This window comes from Yersinia enterocolitica, assembly GCA_002082245.2.
Lineage (GTDB): Bacteria > Pseudomonadota > Gammaproteobacteria > Enterobacterales > Enterobacteriaceae > Yersinia > Yersinia enterocolitica_E.
Genome location: NBTC02000002.1, coordinates 711,464 through 724,161 on the forward strand (window position 1 = coordinate 711,464; position 12,698 = coordinate 724,161).

The following is a 12,698-nucleotide window of genomic DNA, read 5'->3' on the forward strand; positions in this document are numbered from 1 at the left end:
ATCCTGTTTTATTATGGGGTTACGAGGGTTAATGCCGGATGAATCCGGCATGGATAGGGGGCTGGGTTATGGGTTTTTCTCAGCCATAAGTATTCACTCTGATGCGATACAGTGAAGTACCGGCAGTGATATACAGTTCATCACCGTTCGGTCCGCCAAAAGTGCAATTTGATACCCGCTCAGGAACTGAAATCTTACCCAGTAATGTTGCTTGTGGGGTAAAAACCAGCACACCATCCGCACAACTGCAAAATAGATTGCCCGCATGATCGACACAGAATCCATCAGGGAAGCCCGGTGATATTTCTGCAAAAACACGGCCATCACCCAGTTGTAACCCAATTACGGGGTAAACCCGCAACTGCCGCCGGCCGAGGGTGGGGAAATCGACAATTGACATATCCGCCACATACAGCAGTTGTTCATCTGGCGAAAAAGCCAGCCCGTTTGGTCGCTGTAAGTCACAAGCGGCGATACGTAGTGAGCTATCTTTAGGATCGAAACAGTACAAGTAGCAGCCAATAACCTGACTTTCTGATTTATAGCCCTCGTCGTCGCCGGTAATGCCATAAGGCGGATCGGTAAACCATAAGGTACCGTCTGATTTCACTACAATGTCGTTGGGCGAGTTAAAACGCTTGCCGTCGATACGATCAACTAATAGCGTGATATTGCCTTGTATATCAGTCTGGCTGATACCGCGTCGGCCATGCTCACAACTGACAATCGAGCCATTAGCCATACGGGCATTACCATTAGCAAAGTTGGACGGTGACCGGTAGAGGCTGAGTTCGCCGTCGCGACACCAGCGAAACATCCGGTTCCCTTTTACATCACTGAATACCACCGCATTTTCTTGTGGTAACCAGACCGGCCCTTCCGCCCAGATAGCTGGGGAGCATAAACATTCCAGTGGGCTATCGGCGGCCAACACCGCCGATAATTCACCAATACCTGTCTCAGCCAGCGTTAACGTGGTCATGGTTGCTGCCTCCGACGGCGTATTTACGCCTGACTTATTTCACGCCCCAAATAGCTTTATAGTGACCCTGATAATCGTTCTGTGGGTCAAACATCTGTTTATCACCCCCGTCGCTGCTTATGTTGTCGCGGGTAACCAAATGAGCAGGAGTCACGTAGCCAGAGGGAGGCTGTTTGGCGAATGCACGGTTAAATTCATCCAGTAGTTGCCAGCCATGCAGCTTCAACGGCTCCGGCACCGTAGCTGACTGGCTGTCGCCAGAGCGGATGCGTTGATAGGCAGAAATAGAGCCATCCCCCGCCGAAATATTGTAAGGCGCGTTCTTGCCACCTTTACCAGCCGTTTTCAGGGCAGGGGCCATAAAATCAAAGTAGAGGTCGTTAATTGCTAAAGCGTATTGGAAGTTATCACCGTATTTTTGTAACAGGCTGAAAGTCATTGCTGGCATACGGTTGGCGGTATCTGCCAACGGGGTATCAATAAATTCAATCACCTGGCATCCGGTGCATTTCTCAATGGTTTGTTTCATCACATTGGCTTTGTCCAACGCGATTTGATACAGCGAATCAGTGAAAATCAGTACCTTGGCCTGACCTTCTGATTTTGCTACGGCATACAGTGCAGCAATACGGGCTACATCATTGGAGTCGGAGGTAACATTATAAAAAATATTGTAATTCTTCACCGGACCCGGCTCTGGGACGGCATGCCAGGCGGTCAGCACAATACCTTGTGCAATGGCTTTTTTGAGTGGTATTTTCGCGACATTGGGATTCCAACCACCGATAACAATACCGTCAGGTTTTTGTGCAATCGCCTGATTTAATGATGATAACTGATCTTTAACCGAGCCTCCGCCATCAAGTGTTTCCAGCTTCCAGCCAGCGGCTTTGGCCGCTTGTGATAAGCCTTCTTGTACTCCTTGCACGCCGCCGTTTTTCATATCAGAAGCAATAAAAATAATATGTTTATTGGGTTGCAGTGCTGGGCCACTGGTGGGGCCATCCCATTCAGTCACCGTTGATGTGGCCTTACTGACTGCGGCCTTGGCTTCATCAAGATAGCTGTCAGCCCAGCCGGGTAATGCTGTGGTAAATAGCGTGGTAAAAACTAAGCCCTGTAGTATCAAATTGCGTTTCATATTCTGTTCCTTGGTGAGGTTAAGAATTTGTAGCTTTTTTAGTGTTGCCCGGCGTTTGGTTGGGCTTGACGGCTTTTTGATTCAATAATCTGCGCCGTTGGGCATAACCGGCTAAGGTGATGGAAAGCAGCAATGTGGCACCGTTAAACAAGGGTTCAACCCAGAACTCGCCACCGAATTGCTGAATACCTGCAATACCAATTGCCAGAATCGCAATCCCTACTACCGTTCCCCATACATTGACCCGGCCTGGGCGGATGGTGGTACTGCCGAGGAAGGCACCGACCAGTGCTGGTAACAGATAGTCCATACCGACACTGGCCTGGCCAACCCCTTGCTCCGAGGCGATGAGCACACCACTGAATCCGGTCAACACGCTGGAGGTGATAAATGCACCGACAGTAAAACGGTTGACCGAAATCCCGTTAAGCCGGGCGGCCGCGGGATTCCCACCCACGGCATACATACAGCGGCCAAGCGGGGTATGTTCGGTAATGAGCCACAGCACCACGGCGATAATCAATACATAGAATGCAACAATAGGAATGCCGAATATCTCGGTATGGTGCAGTGCAATAAAAGCATCAGGAAGATCACCGACTATCTGACGGCCACCTGAGTGCCATAACGCGATGGCGTAAAGCACGGTGCCGGAGCCTAAGGTCGCCACAAAGCTATCAATGTCGGCTAATGCTACCAATATGCCGTTTAATAGCCCGTAAAGTGCCGAAATTATCAATACGGTTATGACGGCAGCCTGCCAAGAAAAACCGTATTGCACTTGCAGGGTTATCGCCAGAATGTGCCAGAGCACAATACCGAAACCGACGTTTAAATCGATCTTGCCGACAATCATCGGAATAGTGGCGGCCAGTGCCAGCAAAGCAATTTTTGATTTACTGGACAAAATGGCCTGCAAAGTGAGCATGGAAGCAAACGACGGGGTGGTCAGTGAGAACACCAGCACCAATAAAATACACAATAATAGTAAGCCGTAGCGCGTCATGGCCTGCATGGACCAGGCACCGAAACCGTGTTCACTCAGGCTGACTCGTTGTTCAAGCGCTGTCGATTTTATGGATGTTTTAGACATAACACTCTCCGAAACCTGAGCACCACAATGACACCGCGAGGGGCGATGTAACCATTAGCACAGGTCGCTGTTTTAAACGGATGTAACTTCCCCGGTGCTGGCAGACGCCAACTCCAATAAATTAGCGAACGAGACCTGCTGGTTACGCAGTTCACCAACCACTTCGCCACGGTTAAACACCAATGCCCGATTACAGATATGTGCGATCTCCTCTAAATCATTGGAAATCACCAAAACCGCCACACCTTCTGCTAATGATTTGTTTAATAAGTGATAAATTTCAGCACGCGCGCCAACATCCACGCCAGCAGTTGGATCTTCAAGGATCAGTAATGGCGCGCCCAGGTGCATCCAGCGTGCCATGACCACTTTTTGTTGGTTACCGCCGGAAAGGGCACTGATATCAATATTGACGTCTTTAGGTCGGACATCGAATAACTGCACTTTCCACCAACTTTCCCCCATTTCGCTGCGGGTGCTATAACGGGAAAGTAATTTGTGACCGCTGGCAATTGGGTTAATGAATAGGTTTTCGCGCACCGACATCGACATCACCAGACTTTCACCGGTGCGGTCACCGGCCACCAGGGAAACACCTGCTGCCATAGCTTGCTGCGGTGAGGCGGCGGTATAGGGGCGGTCGCGGAAAATAATTTCACCCTGATCACAATGGCGTAAACCAAATAGCAGGCGGCCTAACTCTTCTTGGCCCGCTCCTCTTAGCCCCGCTAGTGCCAGCATTTCGCCTGGTTGTAGGCTGAAAGTAACCGGGCCAATCTCACCTACCACCACCGCGTTAAGCTGTAATACAGGTTTACTGGCTTCAGGTAACGGTTCACGCTGGGAGTCGCCCATGGCTTCACCAACAATCATTTGCACCAGATCACGCAATGAGTAATCGGCGGTATTCCCACCCGCAACATAGCGTCCATCCCGCATCACACACACCCGGTCGGCAATTTCAATCACTTCATCCAAACGATGAGTGACATAAATCATGCCAACATGTTTATCCCTCAGGCGGTTAATCACTTCAAATAAATGGCGGACATCGTTGGCGGGTAGAGAGGCGGTCGGCTCATCCAACACCAATAGTTCGGCATTAACCGCAACGGCGCGGGCAATGGCCAATAATGACTTTTCAGTGCGCGACAGTTCAAACACGCGCGCATCAGGTGAGAGGTCAATGCCGATATCCTGTAAAGCCCGACTGGCTTGCAGGCGAATAGCTGACCAATTAATCAGACCGAATCGACGCGGAAACCCCATCACCAACGCCATATTTTCGGCAACGGTCATCCAGTCAATTAGCCCTAAATCCTGATGGATAAAAGCAATAGGCTGACGAGTATCACTTTTAATTTCTGCGGCAGAACGTATGTTATTTCCCTGGAACAGAATATCGCCACTGTCCCGTGGGTAGACGCCCGCCAATACTTTGATTAGAGTGGATTTTCCTGCGCCGTTTTCGCCGAGCAATGCCAGTACTTCGCCTGGCATAACATCAAGACTGACATCGTTGACCGCAATATTGCCGCCAAATCCTTTGATGATATGGCGCATCGAGAGAATGGGTTGGCCCAATTCAGTGGTATTCATCAGTGTGACGCCCCTTATCCGGTGAATGTCTTGAGTGAAAGCATTCGCGATTTAGTGGTTATCGAGCATAAACTAGACTTTATATTTCAACATACGAAATCTGATTTCAAAAATAATATGCTGATATCTTCGCTAAAGCAAAAGAAGTGATGAATTAAGTTGCTATAAAAAACAAGTACTTATTTATTTGTTTGTGGAAATGTGACGAACTACGCACTTCTTATGTTGGATAAATGTTGCGAGATACAGCGCCAGGGATGATAACGAAACACTGTTTCGTGCTTCACACAGACTGCGGCTTTGGAGTACCATTTCATGCTAAACAACAAGGATATCGTCTATGGCCCTTATACTCACAGATGACAAGAAAGATAAGCCGTTAGGCAGCCAAAGTCTGTTCCGCGGGCTGCAACTGATTGAGATATTAAGTAATTACCCTAATGGCTGCCCATTGGCGCATCTATCTGAATTGGCCGGGATGAACAAAAGTACCGTTCATCGGTTATTGCAAGGGCTACATACCTGTGGCTATGTCACTCAGGCGCCTTCTCCAGGCAGTTATCGGCTGACAACCAAGTTCATCTCAATTGGCCAAAAAGCACTGTCATCACTGAATATTATCCATGTCGCGGCCCCACATTTAGAACAACTCAATCTTGAGCTTGGTGAGACAGTCAATTTTTCAACCCGCGAAGATGACCACGTTATCCTGATTTATAAGTTAGAACCTACCACTGGCATGATGCGCACCCGCGCTTATATCGGGCAGCATATGCCACTGTACTGCTCGGCGATGGGTAAGATATTTATGGCGTACGGTAAAAGTGACTATCCAGATGATTATTGGCAGAGCCATCAGCATGAGATTCAGCCGCTGACGCACAATACCATCACCGAATTACCCAAAATGTACCAGGAGCTGGCAGATATTCGTCAAGCAGGGCTGGCGATGGATCGTGAAGAGAATGAACTAGGTGTATCTTGTGTGGCGGCTCCTGTTTTTGATATTCAGCAACGGGTACCGTACTCCGTTTCAGTTTCCCTGCCCACAGCCAAACTGCAACAGGTGGGGGTAAAAACCCTAATTAAACCTATTCTGGCTACGGCCCAGCGTATTTCGCAGGAATTGGGGTTTGTGACACCGTAACATATAATTTGTCTGTATGGGGGATTCCAGTGGTCGGGATACCTCATATCAGTTGTTTGTCTTTAGCTATTATCGAAATTCCTAATTCTAAAACAGACACATTTTTTATCAGCAGAACGCGTTTTAGCCATTGGGAGCACGGTATGGTTGGCCCATTTATTAACAGTGCAGGCATTATCCTGGGGGGGATAGTTGGCGTATTACTAGCGCGTCATGTCCCTAAGCGTTTACAGGAAGGGTTACCGGCTACGTTTGCGCTAGCTTCTATCTCCATCGGTATTGTGATGGTGGTAAAAGTACATTTTATGCCAGCGGTTATTTTGGCGTTGATTATCGGGACAGCCGTGGGGGAGTTATTATCCCTTGAGCAGGGGGTAAAATGGGGGGCAAATAAAACCCGTATAATGTTGGAACGAGTTATTCCATCACGCAGTACATTGCCGCCGCAGGAGTTTGCGCAGAGTTTCACCGCGATGATTGTGCTGTTTTGTGCTAGTGGACTGGGAGTTGTTGGTTCGTTGACTGAAGGCATTACTGGTGATTTTCAACTGCTATTTGTCAAAGCGTTAATGGACTTCTTCACCGCGCTGATATTCTCCATCTCGCTCGGTATTGCGCTGGTGGCTATTGCTGTGCCGCAATTGTTGATCCAAATTGCATTGGTTTTGTTGGCTAAACTGATCATGCCGTATATGGATGATATTGCCTTTGCTGATTTTTCCGCCTGCGGTGGGATTATTATGATTGCAGTGGGGTTACGTATTGCACAAATTAAAATATTCGCGGTGGTGAATTTCCTGCCCGCGCTATTGTTTGTGGTACCCATATCCTATTTATGGCGCTACTTGATGGGATAATCTGTGGAGCGGAAAGATGATTTCTAAAACGGTAGGCTTCTCTGCACAGATTTATCATTGAAGCGACCGTTTCAGATTTATTTAGTTGACTGTTTTAATTGGTTATTTTTCTAATTAGCCAATTTTCCGGCACAAAAACTTACCCTTAATCACGCCATCAAAAAAACGACCTTTCGAAACCACGGACATAAAATTCTGATGAACGCGCTCCGGGACGCCAAGATATTGATAAATCCCTTGTTCGCGAAATTGTATCTCCAGCATGCGATTTTCAGGATCATAACCAATCGACAGAATTCTGGAAGATGTAACAGGTTGTCGCTGCACTAGTTGACCCTCAGTTGTACGGTATTGATATTATAGTGATCGTAGAGCAGTTTGAGCTTGATAACTTTGTCGGTGATCATTATCACCGTTTGGCTGTAGTATTAATAGATTATTCGCTAGGTATTATTCTATCCGTGACGGCCGATTGCGGAGATACATCCTCTTTATTGGCATTGGGTCGATCATGCCAGGAGCGGATTGTACTGCCATTCTAAATACAAAAACCGGGCGTAATTGCCCAGTCTATTCTAAGGCTGAAACCAATCATCAGCACTTTCCCATGTTTCTTGTAAAATTTCTTCTACCGCTTTCTTATCATCTGGCGCACCACCTAGAACTGATAGACCATCAGCGCCCGCAAACCTTACTTTCACATCAATATGGTCAAATTTCCTCCCAAGCCGCTTATCCAACTCCTCAGTGAGTGCGTCGGTGTATCCTGCCGGGAATTTATTGATATTTAGCTTATCTATTGTCACTTCGATACGTAGCATGATGTTGCCCTTAACTGTGATAGCCGTTGCTAGTGTGGCTGGTCGTTCCCCGATTCGATGTAGTCTACGCGTTTTTGTCATGCTCTAATCAGTTCATTAGTCGCAATATGGCAAATTCGCCGAGGGTAACGTCGACAGTAACATCGCTGAGTGAAGTGACCAATTATCAGATAATTATCACTCTTTAACGGGGCAGGGATGCCTGATAAAGAAATCATTCTGAGTGGATAAACCAATAATGAGGATGTTAGTATGGTTCGTCCGTTATAGCGTCACACCCTATGTGCAAACAAGTTGTGTACATATGAGTGTATATATCAGGCAAAGTAAAGTCGGATAGCGTTTATAACATATTGATTTTAAATAGTATTAGAATTTTGCATGTGATCTGTCGTGTGGGTCACCACTGTAGATAAGGAATTAGAATGCCCGTTATTACCCTTCCTGACGGCAGTCAGCGTCATTTCGATCACGCCGTTTCTGCTCTCGATGTTGCCTTGGATATCGGCCCTGGTTTGGCAAAAGCCTGTATTGCTGGTCGAGTTAATGGCGAACTGGTCGATGCCAGAGACTTGATCGAATCTGATGCCCAACTGGCTATTATCACCACCAAAGATGCTGAAGGTCTGGAGATTCTCCGCCACTCTTGTGCACACTTATTGGGGCACGCAATCAAGCAACTTTGGCCTGATACCAAAATGGCCATCGGCCCGGTTATCGACAACGGTTTCTATTACGATGTAGATATCGACCGCACCTTGACGCAGGAAGATCTGGATCTGCTGGAGAAGCGGATGCATGAACTTGCCGATAAAGATTACGATGTAATTAAGAAGAAAGTCAGTTGGCAAGAAGCCCGCGACACTTTTGCTGCTCGTGGTGAAGATTATAAAGTGGCGATTCTCGATGAGAATATTAGCCGCGATGATCATCCTGGTTTGTATCACCATGAAGAATACGTTGATATGTGCCGTGGCCCGCACGTACCGAATATGCGTTTCTGCCATCACTTTAAATTGCAGAAAACATCCGGTGCTTATTGGCGTGGCGATAGCAAAAATAAAATGCTGCAACGTATTTATGGCACGGCTTGGGGTGATAAGAAGCAACTAAATGCTTATCTGCAACGTCTGGAAGAAGCGGGCAAACGCGACCATCGTAAGATTGGTAAGCAATTGGACCTTTACCACATGCAGGAAGAAGCACCAGGTATGGTGTTCTGGCATAACGACGGTTGGACTATCTTCCGTGAACTGGAAACTTTTGTGCGGACCAAGCTCAAAGAGTACCAGTATCAGGAAGTGAAAGGGCCGTTTATGATGGACCGCGTACTGTGGGAAAAAACCGGACATTGGGAAAACTATGCTGAGCATATGTTCACCACATCGTCTGAAAACCGCGAGTATTGCATCAAGCCAATGAACTGCCCAGGGCACGTGCAGATTTTCAACCAAGGGTTGAAATCATACCGTGACTTGCCATTGCGTATGGCTGAGTTCGGTAGCTGCCACCGTAATGAGCCTTCAGGCGCACTGCATGGTTTAATGCGCGTCCGTGGTTTCACTCAGGATGATGCACACATTTTCTGTACCGAAGAGCAGGTTCGCGATGAAGTGAATAGCTGTATCAAGATGGTGTACGACATGTACAGCACTTTTGGCTTCGAGAAAATTGTGGTTAAGCTGTCTACCCGCCCTGAAAAACGGATTGGGAGTGATGATCTGTGGACACGTGCCGAAGATGATTTGGCCGCTGCGCTGACTGAAAATGGTATTCCATTTGATTATCAGCCGGGTGAGGGAGCGTTTTACGGTCCGAAAATTGAGTTTACCTTGCATGATTGTTTGGATCGCGCGTGGCAGTGTGGTACCGTACAGCTCGATTTCTCATTACCGGGCCGCTTAAGTGCGTCTTACATCGGCGAAAATAACGATCGTCAGGTGCCAGTAATGATTCACCGGGCTATTTTGGGGTCAATGGAGCGCTTTATCGGTATTTTAACCGAAGAGTATGCAGGCTTCTTCCCAACGTGGTTAGCTCCGGTACAAGTCGTGGTGATGAATATCACCGATAGTCAGTCTGATTATGTCCAACAAGTGACCAAAAAACTGCAAGATGCAGGGATTAGGGCAAAAGCGGACTTGAGAAATGAGAAGATTGGCTTTAAAATTCGTGAACATACGTTGCGTCGGGTTCCATATATGTTGGTCTGTGGCGATAAAGAGGTCGAATCAGGCAAAATTGCCGTTCGTACCCGCCGTGGTAAAGACTTAGGAAGCTTGGACGTCAACGTGGTCGTAGACCAGCTGCTAGCAGAAATTCGCAGCCGTAGTCTTCATCAACTGGAGGAATAAAGTATTAAAGGCGGAAAACGAGTTCAACCGGCGCGTCCTAATCGCATCAACAAAGAGATTCGCGCCACAGAAGTTCGCTTAACAGGCGTCGATGGTGAGCAGATTGGCATTGTCAGTCTGAATGAAGCTCTTGAAAAAGCTGAGGAAGCTGGTGTTGATTTAGTAGAAATCAGTCCGAATGCCGAGCCGCCGGTTTGCCGAATCATGGATTACGGCAAATTCCTCTATGAGAAGAGCAAGTCGACAAAAGAACAGAAGAAGAAGCAAAAAGTCATACAGGTCAAGGAAATCAAATTCCGTCCTGGTACCGATGATGGCGACTATCAGGTCAAACTACGCAACCTGATTCGCTTTCTGGAAGATGGCGATAAAGCCAAAATCACCCTGCGATTCCGTGGGCGTGAAATGGCGCACCAGCAGATCGGCATGGAAGTCCTTAACCGTGTCAAAAAAGATCTGACTGAAGATTCTGATTTGGCTGTCGTGGAGTCTTTCCCGACTCGTATCGAAGGCCGTCAGATGATCATGGTGCTCGCACCTAAGAAGAGACAGTAAGGCACTCAAGTAATAGGCCTCTTTCTGATTGCAGAGTAGGGGTCTGTTCGCCTAGCTAGCTCGTTGTAATTAACAATGCGAAGTGGATATATTCAATGCCAAAAATTAAGACAGTACGCGGCGCCGCTAAGCGCTTTAAAAAAACCGGTGCCGGTGGTTTTAAGCGTAAGCATGCCAACCTGCGTCATATTTTGACCAAAAAAGCTACTAAGCGTAAACGTCATTTACGTCCAAAAGGCATGGTATCTAAGAACGATCTAGGTTTGGTCGTAGCATGTCTGCCATACGCATAAGTAATTTTGGTTTGAATTAAGACGATAGGAGAAGTAAATGGCTCGCGTAAAACGTGGTGTGGTAGCTCGTGCACGTCACAAAAAAATATTAAAGCAGGCGAAAGGTTACTACGGTGCCCGTTCGCGCGTTTATCGTGTTGCTTTCCAGGCAGTAATCAAGGCAGGCCAATACGCCTACCGTGACCGCCGTCAACGGAAGCGTCAATTCCGCCAACTGTGGATTGCACGTATCAACGCAGCTGCTCGTCAGAATGGTCTGTCTTACAGCCGTTTCATCAATGGTCTGAAAAAGGCTTCTGTTGAGATTGACCGTAAGATCCTGGCTGACATCGCAGTATTCGATAAAGTGGCATTCTCTGCACTGGTCGAAAAAGCGAAAGTAGCTCTGGCGTAAGTCAGAATTGAAGAGGGAGCTTGTCTCCCTCTTTTAATCTTTATCTTCTTGGTAAGAAGGTCACTTTTATGATGCATGCAGTTACTTTTCGCTTCTTTTTTTACTTTAGCGCCTGATTTCAGGAGGCTTGCGCGTAAGAATAGAAACGAAAAATAACGCCTAAGCCTCCCATCGTGGAGGCTTTTTTGTTTTTGCTCTATAGCATTTATGGCGACTGGAGTAAGGGTATCGCGGATGTGGTACCTTATTGATTTTGTATGAAAAGTTTAGTTTACTTATCGGATTTTAACTCATTATCTATATCCAACGTTATTGGAGTTGCTGGTAGGGAGCAAGCGAGTAAATCCCGATGAGCTTACATAGGTAAGTGATTCGGGTGAGTGAGCGTAGCTAACAACCCAGCAGCTTCAAGAACAAAGGATATAACTACAAGCGGGCCATACTGGCCAGAGGAAGAGAGAACAATGCCACATCTCGCAGAGCTGGTTGCCAAAGCTAAAGCAGCCGTAGAAGATGCCCAAGATGTTGCCGCGTTGGATTTGGTACGCGTCGAATATCTAGGTAAAAAAGGCCATTTGACCCTTCAAATGACATCACTGCGCGAGCTGCCAGCTGAAGAGCGCCCGGCAGCGGGGGCCGTTATTAATCAGGCCAAGCAGGAAGTACAAGAAGCGCTTAATGCACGTAAGGACAAGCTGGAATCAGCGGTCATGAATGCCCGATTGGCAGCCGAAACCATTGATGTCTCTCTACCGGGGCGTCGTATGGAAAATGGTGGGTTGCATCCGGTTACCCGCACTATCGATCGTATCGAAACGTTCTTTGGTGAGTTGGGCTTTTCCGTTGAGTCTGGCCCGGAAATTGAAGATGACTATCATAACTTTGATGCATTGAATATTCCGGCTCATCACCCAGCGCGTGCTGACCACGACACCTTCTGGTTTGATGCTACCCGATTGCTGCGCACCCAAACCTCGGGCGTGCAAATTCGCACCATGAAAACCCAGCAGCCACCTATTCGAATTATTGTGCCGGGCCGTGTGTATCGTAATGATTACGACCAAACGCACACTCCAATGTTCCATCAAATGGAAGGGCTGATTGTTGACCGTGATATCAGTTTCACCAATTTGAAAGGCACCTTGCATGACTTCTTGCGTAATTTCTTCGAAGAAGATTTGCAAATTCGTTTCCGCCCTTCCTATTTTCCGTTTACCGAACCGTCCGCTGAAGTGGATGTGATGGGTAAAAATGGTAAATGGCTTGAAGTGCTTGGTTGCGGCATGGTGCATCCAAATGTATTGCGAAACGTCGGTATTGATCCTGATATTTATTCAGGTTTTGCATTCGGTATGGGGATGGAACGCTTAACTATGTTGCGTTACGGCGTCACCGATTTGCGGGCATTCTTCGAAAATGATCTGCGTTTCCTCAAACAGTTTAAGTAAGGCGGGAATATCTC

At 47.3% G+C, this 12,698-nt stretch carries 14 protein-coding genes; 8 read left to right on the forward strand and 6 right to left on the reverse strand.

Annotation, left to right across the window (positions count from 1 at the left end; all coding sequences use genetic code 11):
* Positions 1 to 79: 79 nt before the first annotated feature.
* The 4 genes from A6J66_004580 to A6J66_004595 all read right to left on the reverse strand — a co-directional run bounded on the left by A6J66_004580 (position 80) and on the right by A6J66_004595 (position 4,815).
* Entirely contained in the window at positions 80 to 934 is an 855-nt protein-coding gene (locus A6J66_004580) for an SMP-30/gluconolactonase/LRE family protein (GenBank protein ID PNM26894.1), read from the reverse strand.
* An 82-nt stretch (positions 935 to 1,016) separates the two neighbouring features.
* Positions 1,017 to 2,123, reverse strand: a complete 1,107-nt coding sequence (locus A6J66_004585) for a sugar ABC transporter substrate-binding protein (GenBank protein PNM23533.1) — start codon at positions 2,121 to 2,123, stop codon at positions 1,017 to 1,019.
* Positions 2,124 to 2,142: 19 nt separating this feature from the next.
* The gene (locus A6J66_004590; GenBank protein PNM23534.1) at positions 2,143 to 3,216 is read right to left on the reverse strand and encodes an ABC transporter permease; all 1,074 of its coding nucleotides are present in this window, start codon (positions 3,214 to 3,216) and stop codon (positions 2,143 to 2,145) included.
* A gap of 72 nt (positions 3,217 to 3,288) precedes the next feature.
* On the reverse strand, positions 3,289 to 4,815 hold the full coding sequence (locus tag A6J66_004595) for a sugar ABC transporter ATP-binding protein (GenBank protein ID PNM23535.1): 1,527 nt from the start codon (positions 4,813 to 4,815) through the stop codon (positions 3,289 to 3,291).
* 340 nt (positions 4,816 to 5,155) lie between these two features.
* On the opposite strand from A6J66_004595, the gene A6J66_004600 reads away from it, so the two are divergent.
* Complete coding sequence (locus tag A6J66_004600; GenBank protein PNM23536.1) at positions 5,156 to 5,962, forward strand: transcriptional regulator; 807 nt, start codon at positions 5,156 to 5,158, stop codon at positions 5,960 to 5,962.
* 143 nt (positions 5,963 to 6,105) lie between these two features.
* Entirely contained in the window at positions 6,106 to 6,819 is a 714-nt protein-coding gene (locus tag A6J66_004605; protein ID PNM23537.1) for a DUF554 domain-containing protein, read from the forward strand.
* A gap of 114 nt (positions 6,820 to 6,933) precedes the next feature.
* Here the strand turns inward: A6J66_004605 and A6J66_004610 are convergent, their stop codons facing one another.
* Complete coding sequence (locus A6J66_004610; protein ID PNM23538.1) at positions 6,934 to 7,146, reverse strand: KTSC domain-containing protein; 213 nt, start codon at positions 7,144 to 7,146, stop codon at positions 6,934 to 6,936.
* Between the two features lie 14 nt (positions 7,147 to 7,160).
* Here A6J66_004610 and A6J66_004615 point away from each other — a divergent pair, with 14 nt between their 5' ends.
* Complete coding sequence (locus A6J66_004615; GenBank protein PNM23539.1) at positions 7,161 to 7,361, forward strand: hypothetical protein; 201 nt, start codon at positions 7,161 to 7,163, stop codon at positions 7,359 to 7,361.
* A 33-nt stretch (positions 7,362 to 7,394) separates the two neighbouring features.
* On the opposite strand, the gene A6J66_004620 is transcribed toward A6J66_004615, so the two are convergent.
* The gene (locus A6J66_004620) at positions 7,395 to 7,640 is read right to left on the reverse strand and encodes a damage-inducible protein (protein ID PNM26895.1); all 246 of its coding nucleotides are present in this window, start codon (positions 7,638 to 7,640) and stop codon (positions 7,395 to 7,397) included.
* 425 nt (positions 7,641 to 8,065) lie between these two features.
* Here A6J66_004620 and A6J66_004625 point away from each other — a divergent pair, with 425 nt between their 5' ends.
* From A6J66_004625 to A6J66_004645, 5 genes are all read left to right on the forward strand, one after another.
* Positions 8,066 to 9,994: a threonine--tRNA ligase gene (locus A6J66_004625; protein PNM23540.1), complete on the forward strand. Its 1,929-nt coding sequence runs from the start codon at positions 8,066 to 8,068 to the stop codon at positions 9,992 to 9,994.
* A 3-nt stretch (positions 9,995 to 9,997) separates the two neighbouring features.
* Positions 9,998 to 10,549, forward strand: a complete 552-nt coding sequence (locus A6J66_004630) for a translation initiation factor IF-3 (GenBank protein ID PNM23541.1) — start codon at positions 9,998 to 10,000, stop codon at positions 10,547 to 10,549.
* Between the two features lie 95 nt (positions 10,550 to 10,644).
* The gene (locus tag A6J66_004635; GenBank protein ID PNM23542.1) at positions 10,645 to 10,842 is read left to right on the forward strand and encodes a 50S ribosomal protein L35; all 198 of its coding nucleotides are present in this window, start codon (positions 10,645 to 10,647) and stop codon (positions 10,840 to 10,842) included.
* A gap of 37 nt (positions 10,843 to 10,879) precedes the next feature.
* On the forward strand, positions 10,880 to 11,236 hold the full coding sequence (locus A6J66_004640; GenBank protein ID PNM23543.1) for a 50S ribosomal protein L20: 357 nt from the start codon (positions 10,880 to 10,882) through the stop codon (positions 11,234 to 11,236).
* Between the two features lie 464 nt (positions 11,237 to 11,700).
* Positions 11,701 to 12,684 carry a phenylalanine--tRNA ligase subunit alpha gene (locus A6J66_004645; protein ID PNM23544.1) on the forward strand — a complete coding sequence of 328 codons (984 nt, stop codon included), beginning with the start codon at positions 11,701 to 11,703 and terminating at the stop codon, positions 12,682 to 12,684.
* Positions 12,685 to 12,698 lie beyond the last annotated feature (14 nt).

Bases quoted from the DNA above. Each gene is read 5' to 3' on its own strand.
- A6J66_004585 (PNM23533.1), bottom strand. From the start codon at position 2,123: ATGAAACGCAATTTGATACTACAGGGCTTAGTTTTTACCACGCTATTT.
- A6J66_004590 (PNM23534.1), bottom strand. From the start codon at position 3,216: ATGTCTAAAACATCCATAAAATCGACAGCGCTTGAACAACGAGTCAGC.
- A6J66_004595 (PNM23535.1), bottom strand. From the start codon at position 4,815: ATGAATACCACTGAATTGGGCCAACCCATTCTCTCGATGCGCCATATC.
- A6J66_004600 (PNM23536.1), top strand. From the start codon at position 5,156: ATGGCCCTTATACTCACAGATGACAAGAAAGATAAGCCGTTAGGCAGC.
- A6J66_004605 (PNM23537.1), top strand. From the start codon at position 6,106: ATGGTTGGCCCATTTATTAACAGTGCAGGCATTATCCTGGGGGGGATA.
- A6J66_004620 (PNM26895.1), bottom strand. From the start codon at position 7,640: ATGCTACGTATCGAAGTGACAATAGATAAGCTAAATATCAATAAATTC.
- A6J66_004625 (PNM23540.1), top strand. From the start codon at position 8,066: ATGCCCGTTATTACCCTTCCTGACGGCAGTCAGCGTCATTTCGATCAC.
- A6J66_004635 (PNM23542.1), top strand. From the start codon at position 10,645: ATGCCAAAAATTAAGACAGTACGCGGCGCCGCTAAGCGCTTTAAAAAA.
- A6J66_004640 (PNM23543.1), top strand. From the start codon at position 10,880: ATGGCTCGCGTAAAACGTGGTGTGGTAGCTCGTGCACGTCACAAAAAA.
- A6J66_004645 (PNM23544.1), top strand. From the start codon at position 11,701: ATGCCACATCTCGCAGAGCTGGTTGCCAAAGCTAAAGCAGCCGTAGAA.